The organism is Actinosynnema sp. NPDC002837 (assembly GCF_040295345.1).
Lineage (GTDB): Bacteria > Actinomycetota > Actinomycetes > Mycobacteriales > Pseudonocardiaceae > Actinosynnema.
Window position 1 is genome coordinate 54,730 of record NZ_JBEOVG010000031.1, and the last position, 16,402, is coordinate 71,131.

A 16,402-nucleotide genomic window follows, 5' to 3' on the forward strand; every position below is an offset into this window, starting at 1 on the left:
CTCCCTCACAGAGGAGTGCAGTGGCAGGTAAGGCCCGCGTGCACGAGCTCGCCAAAGAGCTCGGAGTCACGAGTAAAGAACTACTCACCAAGCTCGCCGACCAGGGCGAGTACGTGAAGTCCGCGTCCAGCACCGTCGAGGCCCCCGTGGCCCGGCGGCTCCGTGACGCCTACGCCAAGGGCGAGTCCAAGCCCAAGCCCGCAGGCGCCCGCCCGGCGCCGCCGAAGCCCGCGCCGACGAGCGCGGCCTCGGGCGAGACCAAGAGCGAGGCCCCGCGCCCGCCGGCGACCGCCGGCAAGCCGGGTCCCCGCCCGGTGCCCGGTCCCAAGCCGATGGCGCCCAAGCCGGTGGCCAAGCCCGCCGCTCCGGCGCCCGCGGCTCCGGCTCCCGCCGCGCAGCCCGAGGCCCCGGCCCCGGCAGCGGCCGCGGCTCCGACGCCCGTCCAGGCGCCCAAGCAGCAGCCGACCGCGGCGCCCGCGCCGCAGCCGCAGCAGCGGCCCCAGCAGGCGCCCCAGCAGGCGCCGCGGACCAGTGGCCCCGGCCCTCGTCCCGGCCCCCGCGCACCGCAGCAGCAGCCCGCGGCGGCGCAGAACCCCCCGTCCGTGGTCCCGCCGCGCCCGCAGGCCCCCAAGCCCGCCGGCCCGCGGCCCCCGCGTCCGGGCAACAACCCGTTCGGCGTGGGCGGTGGCGCTCCGGCGCCGCGTCCGCAGGCGCCCCGCCCGGCCGCGCCGGGTGGCGGCGAGCGGCCGTCCGGCCCCAAGCCCGGTGACTCGCGTCCGGCAGGCCCCCGTCCGGGTGGCTCCGGTGGCGGTCCCGGCGGTCCCCGGCCCAACCCCGGCAACATGCCGCCCCGGCCGAACCCGGGCATGATGCCCGGTCGTCCCGCGCCCCGCCCCGGTGGCGGTGGTGGCGGCGGTCGTGGCCCCGGCGGTCCCGGTGGCGGCGGCGGTGGTCGTGGTCCTGGTGGCGGCGGCGGTCGTCCCGGTGGTGGCGGTGGCGCCGGTGGCGGCTTCCGCCCCGGTGGCGGCGGCGGTGGCGCCGGTGGCGGCTTCCGTCCCGGTGGCGGCGGTGGCGGCGGCGGTGGCTTCCGCCCCGGCGGCGGTGGCGGCGGTGGCGGTGGCGCACCGGCCGGTGGTGGCGGCGGTTTCCGCGGTCGTCCCGGTGGTGGCGGTCCCGGTGGTCGCGGCGGCGCCGCGGGTGCCTTCGGCCGTCCCGGTGGTCCGGCGCGTCGTGGCCGCAAGTCGAAGCGGCAGAAGCGCCAGGAGTACATGGACAACATGCAGGCGCCTTCGGTCGGTGGCGTCCGCCTGCCCAAGGGCAGCGGCGAGACGATCCGCCTGCCGCGTGGCGCCTCGCTGACCGACTTCGCCGACAAGATCAACGCCAACCCGGCCTCGCTGGTGCAGGTGCTGTTCCACCTCGGCGAGATGGTCACCGCGACGCAGTCCGTCTCCGACGAGATCCTGGAGCTGCTCGGCTCCGAGATGAACTACAACGTGCAGGTCGTGTCCCCCGAGGAGGAGGACCGCGAGCTGCTGGAGACGTTCGACATCACCTACGGCGACGACGCCGGCGGCGAGGAGGACCTCCAGATCCGCCCGCCGGTCGTCACCGTCATGGGTCACGTCGACCACGGCAAGACGCGCCTGTTGGACACCATCCGCACGGCGAAGGTGGCCGAGGGCGAGGCGGGTGGCATCACCCAGCACATCGGCGCCTACCAGGTGAACACGGAGCTCGAGGGCAACGAGCGCCTGATCACGTTCATCGACACCCCGGGTCACGAGGCGTTCACCGCCATGCGTGCGCGTGGTGCGAACTCGACCGACATCGCGGTCATCGTGGTGGCGGCCGACGACGGCGTGATGCCGCAGACGGTGGAGGCGATCAACCACGCCCAGGCGGCCAACGCGCCGATCGTGGTCGCGGTGAACAAGATCGACAAGGAGGGGGCCAACCCCGCCAAGATCCGCCAGCAGCTCACCGAGTACGGGCTGGTCGCCGAGGAGTACGGCGGCGAGACCATGTTCGTCGACATCTCGGCGAAGCAGGGCATCAACATCGACGGCCTGCTGGAAGCGATCCTGCTGACCGCCGACGCCTCGCTCGACCTGCGGGCCAACCCGGAGATGGAGGCGCAGGGCGTCGCCATCGAGGCGCACCTGGACCGCGGTCGCGGCCCGGTGGCCACGGTGCTGGTCCAGCGCGGTTCGCTCCGCGTGGGTGACTCGATCGTGGCGGGCGCCGCCTACGGTCGCGTGCGCCGCATGGTCGACGAGCACGGCGCGGACGTCACGGTGGCGACGCCGTCGCGTCCGGTGCAGGTCATCGGCCTCACCTCGGTGCCCGGCGCGGGCGACACGTTCCTCGTGGTCGAGGAGGACCGGGTGGCCCGGCAGATCGCCGAGCGCCGCCAGGCCCGCAACCGCAACGCGATGAACGCCGCGAAGCGCAAGCGCGTCAGCCTGGAGGACCTGGACGCCGCGCTGAAGGAGACGAGCGCCCTCACCTTGATCATCAAGGGCGACAACTCGGGTACCGTCGAGGCCCTCGAGGACGCGCTGATGAAGATCGAGGTCGGCGACGACGTCGAGCTGCGGGTCATCCACCGCGGCGTCGGTGGCATCACCGAAGGCGACATCAACCTCGCCGTCGCGGGTAGCGCCATCGTCCTGGGCTTCAACGTCCGGGCCGAGGGCAAGGCCACCGAGCTCGCCAACCGCGAGGGCGTGGACGTCCGCTACTACACGGTGATCTACCAGGCGATCGACGAGATCGAGCAGGCCCTGAAGGGCATGCTCAAGCCGGAGTACGAAGAGGTCCAGCTGGGCCGCGCGGAGGTCCGCGAGGTCTTCAAGTCCTCCAAGGTCGGCACGATCGCGGGTTGCCTCGTGATGTCGGGCGAGATCCGGCGCAACGCCCGGGCCCGCCTGCTGCGCGACAACAACGTCGTGCAGGAGAACCTGCCGATCAGCTCGCTGCGCCGGTTCAAGGACGACGCGACCGAGGTCCGCGAGGGCTTCGAGTGCGGTCTGACGCTCGGCAACTACAGCGACCTGAAGGTCGGCGACATCATCGAGACGTTCGAGATGCGCGAGAAGCCGCGCGCCTGATCGTCTTCAGCCAGGTGCGGGGCCGTCGTAGCCGGCGGCCCCGCACCTCTGGACACCCTTGGTGATCATCTGTGTTCGTCGGTGCCCTTGAGTTGGACGTGCTGCTCGGCGACGTGCACTCGTTGAAGCAGAAGCGGTCCGTGGTCAAGCCCATCGTGGCCGAGCTGCGCCGCAGGTTCGAGGTGTCGGTCGCCGAGGCGGGCCACCTGGACCTGCACCGCCGGGCCCTGATCGGAGTGGCGGCCGTCGCCGCCGACGCCGAGCATGTGAGGGACCTGATGGCCGCCTGCGAGCGGCTGGTGGCCGGACGGCCCGAACTGGAACTTCTCTCCGCCCGCCACAGGTTGGTCGGGCCGGAGGACGACTAGCAAGCGTCGCCGAGCAGGCGACGAATCGCAACGACAGGAGGGGAGCGCCGTGGCCGACCAGGCACGGGCTCGCAAGCTGGCCAAGCGGATCTCGCAGATCGTGGCTTCCGCGCTGGAGCACGAGGTGAAGGACCCCCGGCTGGCTCGCGTCACCATCACGGACACGAGGGTGACCGGCGACCTGCACGACGCGACGATCTACTACACCGTGCTCGGCGAGAAGCTCGACTCCGAGCCGGACCTCGCGGGCGCCGCCGCCGCGCTGGAGAAGGCCAAGGGCGTGCTGCGCACCATGGTCGGCCAGCAGACCGGTGTCCGGTTCACGCCGACCCTGTCGTTCGTCACCGACAACGTGCCCGCCGAGGCGCGTCGGATGGACGAACTGCTGGCCAAGGCGCGGGAGCTGGACGCCGAGGTGGCGCGCATCGCGCACGGCGCGGAGCCGGCGGGCGAGCCGGACCCGTACAAGCCTCCGCGCGAGGCCGAGGACGCCGACTAGCGTTCTCGCCGTGCACAACGATCCGAGCTTGAACGACCCGAGCGCGTCTCCCGACCCGAGCGCGTCCGATGGTGTCCGCGCGTCCGATGGCGCCCGGGTGTCCGACGGCCTCCGCGCGACCGGCGACTTGAGCGCGGAACTCGCGGAGGCCGCTCGCGTCCTGTCCACCGCCACCGACGTGACGCTGCTGGCGCACGTGAACCCCGACGCGGACGCGTTGGGCAGCGCGTTGGCGCTGGGGCTGGCCCTGCACCGCCGGGGCGCGGTGGTCCGGGTGTCGTTCGGCGCGCCGGCCGAGGTGCCGGAGACGTTGCGGGACCTGGACGTGGCGGGGCTGCTGGTGCCCGCGTCCGCGGTGCCCGCCGCGCCGCCGGTGCTGGTCGCGTTGGACACGGGCAGTGTCGGGCGGCTTGGTCCGTTGGCCGATCGGGTGTCCACCGCCGGTGTGGTGGTCGTGGTGGACCACCACGTGTCGAACCCGGGGTTCGGGCACGTGAACGTGGTGGACGACCGGGCCGAGGCGACCGCGCTCGTGGTGCTGCGGCTGCTGGACGTGCTGGGCGTCGAGCTGGACGAGCCGGTGGCGCGGTGCGTGTACGCGGGTCTGGTGACGGACACGCGGTCGTTCCGGCACGCGTCGGCGACGACGCACGAGGTGGCCGCCCGGCTGCTCGCGGCCGGGGTGGACGCCGAGGCCGTGGCCCGGCCGTTGATGGACTCTCACCCGTTCGGGTACCTGGGCATGTTGGCGAAGGTGCTGAGCCGGGCGCGCCTGGAGCGTGACGCGGCGGGTGGGCTGGGGTTCGTGCACGCCGTCGTGACGCTGGAGGACGCCGCCGGGCTGCGGCCCGAGGAGGTCGAGAGCGTGGTCGACCTCGTGCGCACCACGGCCGAGGCCGAGGTGGCGGCGGTGCTGAAGGAGCTGCGGCCGTCGTCGTGGTCGGTGTCGTTGCGCGCGGTGAGCCGGGTGGACGTGCGCGAGGTCGCGCAGCTGCTCGGCGGCGGTGGCCACCGGCTGGCCGCGGGCTTCACCGCCGCCGGCGAGGCCGACGAGGTGCTGGCGAGCCTGCGTGCCGCCCTGGAGACCGTGACCGCGCCGTCCTGAGCGTTCGACTCGGGTGTTCCGGGCGCAGGACACGCGCGTTCCGGACGTAGGACACGCGGGTGAGTCCTGCGTCCGGGACGGTTCGTCGTGCATTGAGGGGATCAGGTGGAGGAGCGGGTTCCGGCGCGCAGGATGGTCGGGTTGGCCGCGCCCGCGCTGGTGGTGTTGGCGGCCGAGCCGCTGTACGTGCTGGTGGACACGGCGGTCGTGGGGCACCTCGGCGCGCTGCCGCTGGCGGGCCTCGCGGTCGGCGGCGTGCTGTTCACGCAGGTCGCGACCCAGTTGACGTTCCTCTCCTACGGCACGACGGCGCGCACGGCACGGCTGTTCGGCGCGGGCCGGCGGCGCGAGGCGGTCGAGGAGGGCGTGCAGGCGACGTGGCTGGCGCTGGCCGTGGGCGCGCTGGTGATCGTGCTCGGTCAGGTGCTGGCCGGTCCCGCCGCACGGCTGCTCGGCGGTGGCGGCGAGGTGGCCGACAACGCCGTCGCGTGGCTGCGGATCGCGTTGTTCGGCGCGCCGTTCGTGCTGGTCACGATGGCCGGCAACGGTTGGATGCGCGGTGTGCAGGACACCCGGCGCCCGCTGCGGTACGTGCTCGTCGGCAACGCCGTCTCGGCCGTGCTGTGCCCGGTCCTGGTGCACGGCGCGCACTGGGGCCTGGAGGGCTCCGCGATCGCGAACGTGATCGCCCAGGTGCTCTCCGCCGGGCTGTTCTTCAAGGCGCTGCGCTCGGAACGGGTGAGCCTGCGGCCCGACCGGCACCGCATGCGGGCCCAGCTGGGCCTGGGCCGGGACCTCGTCCTGCGCAGCCTCGCGTTCCAGGCGTGCTTCCTGTCCGCCGCGGCGGTGGCCGCGCGCACGTCGGTCGGCGCGGTCGGGGCGCACCAGGTCGTGCTGCAGCTGTGGACGTTCCTCGCGCTCGTGCTGGACTCGTTGGCGATCGCCGCGCAGTCGATCATCGGCGCGGCGCTCGGCGCGGAACGCCGTGAGCAGGCGCGCCGGTTCGCCTGGCAGGTGACCGGGTACGGGCTGTGGTTCGGCGTGCTGCTCGGCGTCCTGTTCGCGGCGCTGGCCAGCCCGCTGCCGATGGTGTTCACCAGCGACCGGGCCGTGCTGGACGAGATCCCGCACGCCTGGTGGTTCTTCGTGGGCCTGCAGCCGATCGCCGGCGTGGTGTTCGCGCTGGACGGCGTGCTGCTCGGCGCGGGCGACGCGGCGTTCCTGCGCACCGCGACGCTGGCCTCGGCGGCACTCGGCTTCCTGCCGCTGGTGTGGGCGTCGCACGCGTTCGGCTGGGGGCTGATCGGGATCTGGAGCGGCCTGTCGGCGTTCATGGTGCTGCGGCTCGTGCTGGTCCTCATGCGCACCAGATCGGGGAAGTGGGCGCGCGTCGGCACCGTGTGGTGACGCGGTGACCAGGCGTGATGTGGTGTTCGGCACCCTCCGGAATCGTTAACAGTAGGCAACTGTTTCCCGATACTGCGAGTGCTGCCGCACGGAAGCCTAGGAGACACCCCTTGCCGGTCGATCGTGCCACCAAACGAGCGTGGCTGATCTGGTCAACCGCCGTCCTCGTCTACATCGCCGCCCTGTTCCACCGGACCTCGCTCGGCGTCGCCGGCCTGGAGGCGAGCGACCGCTTCGCCGTCGGACCCGCCGCGCTCGGCACGTTCACCGTGCTGCAGATCGGCCTCTACGCGCTGATGCAGATCCCCACCGGCCTGCTGGTGGACCGCTTCGGCCCGCGCCGCGTGCTCACCGCCGCGGCCCTGCTCATGGGCGTGGGCCAGACCCTGTTCGCGCTCGCCGAGTCCTACCCGCTCGGCCTGGCCGCACGCGCGGTGCTCGGCGTCGGCGACGCCATGACGTGGGTCAGCGTGCTGCGCCTGGCCGCCGCCCACTTCCCGCCCCGCCGGTTCACCGTGGTCATGACGCTGTCCGCCGCGCTGGGCGGCGCGGGCAACCTGCTGGCCACCGTGCCGCTGACCTTGCTGCTGGACAACGCGGGCTGGACGGTGACGTTCCTGGTCGCGGGCCTGGCCACGGCGGCGTACGCGGCGGTGGTCGCGTGGCGCGTGCGCGAGGTGCCCGACGGCGTCCCGCAGCCCGTGGTCGAGCCGGTGCCGTTGCGCGCGGTGGGCGCGAAGGTGAAGGAGGCGTGGCGCGAGCCGAGCACCCGCCTCGGGTTCTGGGTGCACTTCACGTCGATGTCCGCGCCCGCCGTGCTGGGCCTGCTGTGGGGTTTCCCGTACCTGGTCGAGGCGCAGGGCCTGTCGCGGCCGTCGGCGTCGGCGGTGCTGAGCACGCTGGTGCTGGTGGCGATCGTGACCGGGCCGGTGATGGGCACGGTGATCGGCAACCGGCCGGAGTGGCGGATGCCGATCGTCGGCGCCTACCTCGCCGTGGCGGTGCTGTCCTGGGCCGTGCTGCTCGGCTGGCCGGGCGGTGTGCTGCCGACGCCCGCGCTGTACGCGGTGTTCGCGGTGCTGGCGCTGGGCAACCCGGCGTCCGGCGTGGCGTTCGCGCTGGTGCGCGACTACAACCCGCTGCACCGGGTGAGCACGGCGACCGGCGTGGCCAACGTCGGCGGGTTCGCCGCGATCACGTTCACCGCCCTGGCCGTCGGCGTGCTGCTGGACGTGGTCGAGCCCGTGCTCTCGGCGCCGCAGGCGTACCGGGTCGCGTTCTCGTCCGTGGTGGCGGTGTTGCTGGCGGGCCTGTGGCGCACGGTGGTGTGGTGGCGCCGGGCGCGCGCCGCGGTGTTCGCCGCCGAGGACCGCGGCGAGTCCGTGCCCGTGCAGTTGCGCCGCCGCCGGTGGGACGTGGCGACCGGCGCGGCCGGCAAGCGCGCTTTGGTCGACGCCTAGGATCCTCGTCCGTGTCCGCATCTTCTCGTGTTCGTCCCTCTGGGCCACCCGTCCCGCCCGGCCTCGTCGTGATCGACAAGCCCGACGGCATGACCTCCCACGACGTGGTGGCCAAGGTCCGCCGCATCCTCGGCACCCGCAAGGTCGGGCACGCGGGCACGCTCGACCCGATGGCGACCGGCGTGCTCGTGCTCGGCATCGAGCGGGCCACCAAGCTGCTCGGCCACCTCGCGCTGGACAGCAAGGCGTACCTGTCGACGATCCGCCTCGGCTCGTCCACCACGACCGACGACGCCGAGGGCGAGGTGCTCTCCACGGCCGACGCGTCCGAAGTGGACGAGGACGCGATCCGGGCCGGTGTGGCGAAGCTGACCGGCGCGATCGAGCAGGTGCCCAGCGCGGTGAGCGCGGTGAAGATCGACGGCAAGCGCGCCTACGCGCGGGTCCGCGCGGGCGAGACGGTGGAGATCCCGGCGCGCCCGGTCACGGTGCACCGCTTCGACGTGCTGTCGATCCGCCGCGAGGGCGAGGGCGTCACCGAGCTCGACGTGATGGTGGAGTGCTCGTCCGGGACCTACGTGCGCGCGCTGGCCCGCGACCTCGGCGCGGACCTCGGCGTCGGCGGCCACCTGGCGGCCCTGCGCCGCACGCGCGTCGGCCCGTTCGACCTGCGCGTGGCCAAGACGCTGGAGCAGCTGGAGAGCGCGCCGGGCCTGTCCCTGGACCTGGACTCGGCCGTGGCCACCGCGTTCCCCCGCCGCGAGATCGCGCCCCGCGAGGCGGTCGCCCTCTCGCACGGCCAACGGCTGGCCGCGGGCGGGCTGGACGGCACGTACGGCGTCTTCGGCCCGGACGGCCACGTGGTGGCGCTGGCGAAGGACGAGGGTCCGATCGCCAAGCCGTTGGTGGTACTCACGCCGAGCGGATGAGGCCTACCGTGGACGACATGTCGAGATGGGTGTGGCCGGCCGCGGCCGGTGTGGTGACGTCGGCCACGGGGGTGGCGATCAACCTCGCCACCGACGGCCGCGCGAACCCGTGGGCGTGGGTGACGGTCGTGCTGCTCACCGCGTTGGGCGTGGTCATCGCCCTGCGCGTGCAAGCACCGGCCCCGACGCCGCCGGCCGAACCGGCCGAGCGATCCGAAGCGGCCGAGCGACCCGAACCGGCGGGGTCGACCGAACCGGCCACCGCCGAGCCGCAACCGCAACCGCAGTCGCAGCCGTCCACCGCGAACGTGCACAACAACATCAGCGGCACGGTGCACGGCACCGTCGTGCAGGGTGGCAACCTCGGCCCGGTCACGATCAACTCGCCGACCACGGTCAACCAGAACGCGGTCGCGCGCGACGGCGGCACCGTCCACCAGGCCGGTCGCGACATCCGTCACGACTAGCCCGACCTCGGCCGGCGCGCCGGGGCCGACGGCCTAGGCTGGCCCGCGTGCAACGCTGGAGAGGGCTCGACCACCTGCCCGGCGGCTGGGGCCGCTGCGTGGTGACCATCGGCGTGTTCGACGGCGTCCACCGCGGGCACCAGGCGCTGATCGACCGCGCGGTCGGGTTGGCCGAGGACAAGGGCGTGCCGAGCGTCCTCATCACCTTCGACCCGCACCCGTCCGAAGTGGTCCGGCCGGGCAGCCACCCGGCCCAGCTGACGAGCCTGCACCGGCGGGCCGAGCTGGTCGAGGGCCTCGGCGTCGACGTGTTCTGCGTGATCCCGTTCACCGCCGAGCTCTCGCGCACGCCGGCCGACGAGTTCGCGCACGAGGTGCTGGTGGACCGGCTGCACGTGGCGGCCGTGGTGGTGGGGGAGAACTTCACGTTCGGCCACAAGGCGGCGGGCAACGTGACGCTGCTGCGCGAGCTGGGCAAGAGATTCGGTTTCGTGACCGAGGGGGCGGATCTGGTGACCGACGACGGCGTCACGTACTCGTCGACCTACATCCGGGCGTGCATCGACGCGGGCGACGTGGCCGCCGCGGCGCAGGCGCTCGGCCGGCCGCACCGGCTGGAGGGCATCGTGGTGCGCGGCGACGGCCGCGGCAAGGAACTGGGCTTCCCCACGGCCAACCTGTCGACCGCGCGGTTCGCCGCGGTGCCGGCGGACGGCGTGTACGCGTGCTGGTTCGTGCACGGCTCCGGCCGCCGCCTCAAGGCCGCGGTGAGCGTGGGCACCAACCCGACGTTCTCCGGCCGGGAGCGGCGGGTCGAGGCGTTCGTGCTCGACGTGGACGAGGACTTCTACGGCCAGCGGGTCGCGCTCGACTTCGTGGACCGGCTGCGGGACATGGTGAAGTTCGACAGCGTCGAGTCGCTGCTGGAGCAGATGCACCGCGACGTGGCCACCGCACGTGACCTCCTGCTGGATCCGGGTGACGCCTGACAGGTTGAACCAGGTGGGTGGAACCCACCGTGCGACACCGGGCGACCTGGCAAGATGCCTGACACGTCCGTCGGTCAGGGGAGAGGCGAAGGTGGAGGACCACAAGATCGTCCAGCGCAATCTCGCGTTGCAGCGGGAGTGGTACGGGGAACCCTTGGGCGACCGGGTGCGCCGGCTCGTGGTCGCGTTCAGCATCTCCCAGGCCCAGCTCGCGGACGTGCTCGGCATCAGCGCGCCGATGCTGAGCCAGGTCATGAGCGGACGGCGGGCCAAGATCGGCAACCCGTCCGTGCTGGCCCGGATGATCATGCTGGAGCGCAAGGTCCTCACCCCCGACGTCGCGTCCGGCTCGCCCGACGCGTTGCAGCGCGCGTTGGAGGACGTCCGCCAGTCGAAGCCGACCGTGAGCCGCGACTCACTGCCGGTGAACGGCAGCGCGGACGACGAGGCCGTGGTGTTCCCGTTCCTGCGCCGCCTGGCGGACGGCCGCGAGCTGTCCCAGGCCGCCGACGTGCTCGGCGAGGACTTCCCGGCCCTGGCGGAGCTGCTGCGCCGCGCGGGCAAGGTCCGCGACGCCTGACCGGCCCCGCTCGTGAGCCTCTTCTCCGCCATCTTCCCGCCCGCCGACGTCGTCGAGGAGCTGCACGACGCCCTCCGCCCGTTCCGCGCGGCGCACTCCCGGCTGCGCTGGCAGCACCCGGCCCGCTGGCACGTCACCGTCCGGTTCTTCGGCGAGGCCGAGCCCGCCGGTCAGCTCGACGGCCTCGACCGCGTGACCGCGCCCGTGCTGAGGCTGCGCGGCAGCGGCACGTTCCGCCAGGTGCTGTGGATCGGGGTGGCCGGCGACCTGGCCGAGCTGGGTGAGGCGGCCCGCGTGCCGCCGGACTGGCGACCGCACGTCACCGTGGCCCGCGGCGCCGTGCTGCCGCACGTGGAGTTCACCGGTCGCGAGTGGACGGCCACCGAGGTCGCCCTGGTCCGCAGCCACCCGGCCGAGGGCTACTCGGTGCTCGACCGAGTGCCCTTGAGCACGGCAAACGGGTAACGCGTCGCCACTGCTGGTAACCTCGACATTTGGGTCTGGCTGCGGTCCGTGGCGGCCAGTACCGACTACCCCGCTCACGTGGGGCCGCACGGCACTTAACCAGCACAAGGAGCAACGAGCACGTGGCACTGACCACCGAACAGAAGAAGACCATCCTCTCCGAGTACGGCGTCCACGACACGGACACCGGTTCGGCCGAGGCCCAGGTCGCGCTGCTGAGCAAGCGCATCGCCGACCTGACGGAGCACCTGAAGCAGCACAAGCACGACCACCACTCGCGTCGTGGCCTGCTCCTGCTGGTCGGCCGTCGCCGCCGGCTGCTCAACTACCTCCAGAAGGTGGACATCCAGCGCTACCGCGCCCTCATCGGGCGGCTCGGCCTGCGCAGGTGAGACCTGCCGAGGGGGAGTGACCACCAAGGTCACTCCCCCTTGGCGTTAATTCGAGAACAAAAGACGAGGGAAGCACGCGCGGCGCACGGGACGACAGTTCGCCGGTCCTCGGTAGTGGCCCCCTGGTAGAGGAAACCCCAGGGGACTTCGATCGAAGACCGGCCTCGTCCGAACCGCGATCCCGCGCCCTGAGCGCGCTGTGACCCGCATGACGAGGAGTACCCATATGACGGACATCGAGGTCCACGAGACTTCCGCCACGATCGACAACGGTCGGTTCGGCACGCGCACCATCCGCTTCGAGACCGGTCGCCTGGCCCGCCAGGCGGCGGGCTCGGTCGTCGCCTACCTGGACGACGAGACGATGCTGCTGTCGGCCACGACGGCGTCGAAGCACCCCAAGGAGCACTTCGACTTCTTCCCCCTCACGGTGGACGTCGAGGAGCGCATGTACGCCGCGGGCCGCATCCCCGGCTCGTTCTTCCGCCGCGAGGGTCGCCCGTCGACCGACGCGATCCTGACCTGCCGCCTCATCGACCGGCCGCTGCGCCCGTCCTTCGTGGACGGTCTGCGCAACGAGATCCAGGTCGTCATCACGGTGATGAGCCTGAACCCGGCCGACCTGTACGACGTCGTGGCGATCAACGCCGCGTCGGCGTCCACGCAGCTCGCGGGTCTGCCGTTCTCCGGCCCGATCGGCGGCGTCCGGGTGGCGCTGATCGAGGGCCAGTGGGTGGCGTTCCCGACCCACGAGCAGCTGGAGAAGGCCGTGTTCGACATGGTCGTCGCCGGCCGCGTCGTCGGTGACGACGTCGCGATCATGATGGTCGAGGCCGAGGCCACCGAGAACGTCGTCGACCTGATCGGCGACGGCGCGCAGGCGCCGACCGAGGAGGTCGTGGCCGCGGGTCTCGAGGCCGCCAAGCCGTTCATCAAGGTGCTGTGCGAGGCGCAGGCCCAGCTGGCGCAGGTCGCGGCCAAGGCCACCGGCGAGTTCCCGACCTACCCGGCCTACCAGGCCGACGCCTTCGAGGCCGTCGAGCAGGCCGGTGCCGGCGAGCTGGCGCAGGCGCTGACCATCGGCGGCAAGCAGGAGCGCGAGTCCCGCATCGACGAGATCAAGGCGTCGGTGCTGGAGAAGCTGGCCGAGCAGTTCGAGGGTCGCGAGAAGGAGGTCGGCGCGGCGTTCCGCTCGTTGACCAAGAAGCTCGTGCGCCAGCGCATCCTGCGCGACAAGGTGCGCATCGACGGCCGCGGCCTCACCGAGATCCGGTCGCTGTCGGCCGAGGTCGAGGTCATCCCGAGGGCGCACGGCTCGGCGCTGTTCGAGCGCGGCGAGACCCAGATCCTGGGTGTCACCACGCTGAACATGCTGCGCATGGAGCAGCAGATCGACTCGCTGTCCCCCGAGACGCACAAGCGCTACCTGCACCACTACAACTTCCCGCCGTTCTCCACCGGTGAGACCGGCCGCGTGGGCTCGCCCAAGCGCCGCGAGATCGGCCACGGCGCGCTGGCCGAGCGGGCGCTGATGCCCGTGCTGCCCAAGCGCGAGGAGTTCCCCTACGCGATCCGCCAGGTGTCCGAGGCGCTGGGCTCCAACGGCTCGACGTCCATGGGCTCGGTCTGCGCGTCCACGATCTCGCTGCTCAACGCCGGCGTGCCGCTGAAGGCGCCGGTCTCGGGCATCGCCATGGGCCTGGTGTCCGACGAGGTGGACGGCAAGACGGAGTACGTCGCGCTGACCGACATCCTCGGCGCCGAGGACGCGTTCGGCGACATGGACTTCAAGGTCGCCGGCACCAAGGAGTTCGTCACCGCGCTCCAGCTCGACACCAAGCTCGACGGCATCCCGTCCGACGTGCTCGCGGGCGCGCTGGGCCAGGCCCGCGACGCGCGCCTGACCATCCTGGAGGTCATGGCCGAGGCCATCGACAGCCCGGACGAGATGAGCCCGTTCGCGCCGCGCGTGACGTCGGTCAAGATCCCGACCGACAAGATCGGCGAGGTCATCGGCCCGAAGGGCAAGATGATCAACTCGATCACCGAGCAGACCGGCGCCGACATCTCCATCGAGGACGACGGCACGATCTACGTCGGCGCGGCGGACGGCCCGTCGGCCGAGGCCGCGATCGGCCTGATCAACGCGATCGCGAACCCGCAGCTGCCGAAGGTGGGCGAGCGCTTCCTGGGCACCGTGGTGAAGACCGCGGCGTTCGGCGCGTTCGTGTCCCTGCTCCCGGGCAAGGACGGCCTGATCCACATCTCGAAGCTGGGCAACGGCAAGCGCATCAACAAGGTGGAGGACGTCGTCAAGGTCGGCGACAAGCTCCAGGTCGAGATCGCCGACATCGACCAGCGCGGCAAGATCAGCCTGGTCCTGGTCAGCGACGACGCGGAGCAGGCCCCGGCCGGCGACGCGCCCGTGCAGGACACCGCACCTGCCGAGGCCAACGCGCAGTGACGACGAGCGTCAACGGGACGGCCGCGGGTGCTTCGGGCACCCGCGGCCGTCCGCTTACGCGCAGGCTCGGGCACCTGCAGAAGCCGGGCAGCACGATGTCGCTGGAACGCGGTGACGCGGGCGTCGCCGTGCGCCGCAGCGTGCTGCCCTCCGGCCTGCGGGTCATCACCGAGCGCATCCCCGGCGTCCGGTCGGCGTCGGTCGGCCTGTGGGTGCAGGTCGGGTCGCGCGACGAGCGGGTCGAGGTCGCGGGCGCCGCGCACTACCTGGAGCACCTGCTGTTCAAGGGCACGGCGAACCGCACGGCGGCGCAGATCGCCGAGGAGATCGACGCGGTCGGCGGCGAGCTGAACGCGTTCACCGCCAAGGAGCACACCTGCTACTACGCGCACGTCCTGGACGAGGACCTGCCGCTGGCGATGGACCTGGTGTGCGACGTGGTGTTCGACGCGCTGTGCGAGCCGCGCGACTTCGAGACCGAGCGCGGCGTGGTGCTCGAAGAGATCGCCATGCGCGACGACGACCCGGAAGACCTGCTGCACGACGCGTTCCTGGACGCCCTGCTGGGCGAGCACGCGCTGGGACGGCCGGTGCTGGGCACCGAGCAGTCCATCGGGGACATGGACCGCGACGCGCTGTTCGGCTTCTACAAGAAGCGCTACACGCTGCCGCGGATGGTGCTCGCGGTGGCGGGCAACATCGACCACGCGCACGTGATGCGCTTGGTGCGCAAGCAGATCGGCGACCGGCTCGACCGCGTGGGCACGCCCGTCGCGCCGCGCGTCGGCCGGGCGCGCATCCCGGGTTCGCGCAAGCTGGTGCTGCACTCCGACGACACCGAGCAGGCGCACCTGATGCTGGGCGTGCGCGGGCTCGACCGGCACGACGAGCGCCGGTTCGCGTTGAACGTGCTCAACGCCGCGCTGGGCGGCGGGATGAGCTCGCGGCTGTTCCAGGAGGTCCGGGAACGGCGCGGCCTGGCCTACCAGGTGTACTCGTCGGTCGGCCTCTACGCGGACGCGGGCACGTTGTCGATCTACGCGGGCTGCCAGCCCGACCGGCTCGGCGACGTGGCGGGCGTCGTGCGCGACGTGCTGTCCACCGTGGCCCGTGACGGGCTGAGCGAGGCGGAGGTGGCCCGCGGCAAGGGCCAGCTGCGCGGCGGGCTCGTGCTCGGCCTGGAGGACACCAGCTCGCGGATGTCGCGCATCGGCAAGGGCGAGCTGAACTACGGCGACTACCTGTCCGTCGAGCAGACGTTGGCGCGCATCGACGAGGTCACCGCGGCCGATGTCGCCACGCTGGCGAAGGACTTGCTGCGACGTCCCGTCGCCGCCGCCGTGGTCGGCCCTTACGCTCACGCCGACGATCTGCCGTCCCAGGTGCACGAGGTGATCTCTTGAGTTCCGCAGAACCACTCCGCGTAGGCGTCATCGGGGCCAGGGGCCGCATGGGCGCCGAGGTGTGCCGCGCGGTCGAGGCCGCCGGCGACCTGGAAGTCGTCGCCATGGTCGACGCGGGTGACTGGCTGTTCAACCTGGCCGACGCCGGCGCGCAGGTCGCGGTCGACTTCACCAGCCCCGACGTGGTCATGGACAACATCCGGTTCTGCGTGGACAACGACATCCACGCCGTCGTCGGCACCTCCGGGTTCGACGCGCAGCGGCTGGGCACGGTCTCCGAGTGGCTCGACGCGAAGCCGGGGCTGGGCGTGCTGGTCGCGCCGAACTTCGCCATCGGCGCCGTGCTGTCCATGCGGTTCGCCGAGCTGGCCGCCCCGTACTACGAGTCGGCCGAGGTCATCGAGCTGCACCACCCGCGCAAGGTGGACGCCCCCTCCGGCACCGCCGCGCACACGGCCCGGCTGATCTCGCAGGCGCGTGAGGCGGCGGGCGTCGGCCCGATGCCGGACGCGACCACGCAGGAGGCCCCCGGTGCGCGCGGCACGCTCGTGGACGACGTGCGGGTGCACTCGCTGCGCGTGGCGGGGCTGATCGCGCACCAGGAGGTCGTGTTCGGCACGGAGGGCGAGACGCTGACGCTGCGGCACGACTCGCTGGACCGCAAGTCGTTCATGCCGGGCGTGCTGCTGGCCGTGCGGTCGATCGCGCGGCACCCCGGGCTCTCCGTGGGGCTCGACAAGTACATGGACCTCTGACCCGCC

Annotated in this window: 15 protein-coding genes; all 15 read left to right on the forward strand. The window is 72.5% G+C overall.

Annotated elements, in window-relative coordinates:
• The first annotated feature begins 20 nt into the window (after positions 1 to 20).
• The 15 genes from infB (at position 21) to dapB (ending at position 16,396) form a co-directional block, all read left to right on the forward strand.
• Positions 21 to 3,113: a translation initiation factor IF-2 gene (gene infB / locus ABTZ99_RS21890; protein WP_499613409.1), complete on the forward strand. Its 3,093-nt coding sequence runs from the start codon at positions 21 to 23 to the stop codon at positions 3,111 to 3,113.
• Positions 3,114 to 3,184: 71 nt separating this feature from the next.
• Positions 3,185 to 3,481: a DUF503 domain-containing protein gene (locus ABTZ99_RS21895; RefSeq protein WP_498780717.1), complete on the forward strand. Its 297-nt coding sequence runs from the start codon at positions 3,185 to 3,187 to the stop codon at positions 3,479 to 3,481.
• 49 nt (positions 3,482 to 3,530) lie between these two features.
• Positions 3,531 to 3,980: a 30S ribosome-binding factor RbfA gene (gene rbfA, locus ABTZ99_RS21900; RefSeq protein WP_123746043.1), complete on the forward strand. Its 450-nt coding sequence runs from the start codon at positions 3,531 to 3,533 to the stop codon at positions 3,978 to 3,980.
• A 127-nt stretch (positions 3,981 to 4,107) separates the two neighbouring features.
• Positions 4,108 to 5,085, forward strand: coding sequence for a DHH family phosphoesterase (locus tag ABTZ99_RS21905; protein WP_498780764.1), 978 nt, complete (start codon positions 4,108 to 4,110; stop codon positions 5,083 to 5,085).
• Positions 5,086 to 5,217: 132 nt separating this feature from the next.
• A complete protein-coding gene (locus tag ABTZ99_RS21910) occupies positions 5,218 to 6,492 on the forward strand; it encodes an MATE family efflux transporter (RefSeq protein ID WP_499613451.1) in 1,275 nt (424 codons plus the stop codon).
• A gap of 110 nt (positions 6,493 to 6,602) precedes the next feature.
• A complete protein-coding gene (locus tag ABTZ99_RS21915; protein WP_498780721.1) occupies positions 6,603 to 7,952 on the forward strand; it encodes an MFS transporter in 1,350 nt (449 codons plus the stop codon).
• 11 nt (positions 7,953 to 7,963) lie between these two features.
• Positions 7,964 to 8,881 (forward strand): tRNA pseudouridine(55) synthase TruB, encoded by a 918-nt coding sequence (gene truB / locus ABTZ99_RS21920; protein WP_499613413.1) that lies wholly within the window; start codon positions 7,964 to 7,966, stop codon positions 8,879 to 8,881.
• Between the two features lie 17 nt (positions 8,882 to 8,898).
• A complete protein-coding gene (locus tag ABTZ99_RS21925) occupies positions 8,899 to 9,348 on the forward strand; it encodes a hypothetical protein (protein WP_499613416.1) in 450 nt (149 codons plus the stop codon).
• A 47-nt stretch (positions 9,349 to 9,395) separates the two neighbouring features.
• Positions 9,396 to 10,337 (forward strand): bifunctional riboflavin kinase/FAD synthetase, encoded by a 942-nt coding sequence (locus ABTZ99_RS21930; protein ID WP_499613419.1) that lies wholly within the window; start codon positions 9,396 to 9,398, stop codon positions 10,335 to 10,337.
• A 91-nt stretch (positions 10,338 to 10,428) separates the two neighbouring features.
• Positions 10,429 to 10,917: a helix-turn-helix domain-containing protein gene (locus ABTZ99_RS21935; protein WP_498780728.1), complete on the forward strand. Its 489-nt coding sequence runs from the start codon at positions 10,429 to 10,431 to the stop codon at positions 10,915 to 10,917.
• Positions 10,918 to 10,929: 12 nt separating this feature from the next.
• Positions 10,930 to 11,382, forward strand: coding sequence for a 2'-5' RNA ligase family protein (locus ABTZ99_RS21940; RefSeq protein WP_499613424.1), 453 nt, complete (start codon positions 10,930 to 10,932; stop codon positions 11,380 to 11,382).
• 122 nt (positions 11,383 to 11,504) lie between these two features.
• A complete protein-coding gene (rpsO, locus tag ABTZ99_RS21945) occupies positions 11,505 to 11,774 on the forward strand; it encodes a 30S ribosomal protein S15 (RefSeq protein WP_498780731.1) in 270 nt (89 codons plus the stop codon).
• 226 nt (positions 11,775 to 12,000) lie between these two features.
• Positions 12,001 to 14,238, forward strand: coding sequence for a polyribonucleotide nucleotidyltransferase (locus ABTZ99_RS21950; protein WP_498780732.1), 2,238 nt, complete (start codon positions 12,001 to 12,003; stop codon positions 14,236 to 14,238).
• Between the two features lie 95 nt (positions 14,239 to 14,333).
• Positions 14,334 to 15,641: a M16 family metallopeptidase gene (locus tag ABTZ99_RS21955; RefSeq protein ID WP_498780766.1), complete on the forward strand. Its 1,308-nt coding sequence runs from the start codon at positions 14,334 to 14,336 to the stop codon at positions 15,639 to 15,641.
• Positions 15,638 to 16,396: a 4-hydroxy-tetrahydrodipicolinate reductase gene (dapB, locus tag ABTZ99_RS21960; RefSeq protein WP_498780734.1), complete on the forward strand. Its 759-nt coding sequence runs from the start codon at positions 15,638 to 15,640 to the stop codon at positions 16,394 to 16,396. The genes ABTZ99_RS21955 and dapB overlap by 4 nt, the downstream gene beginning before the upstream one ends.
• Positions 16,397 to 16,402: the final 6 nt, after the last annotated feature.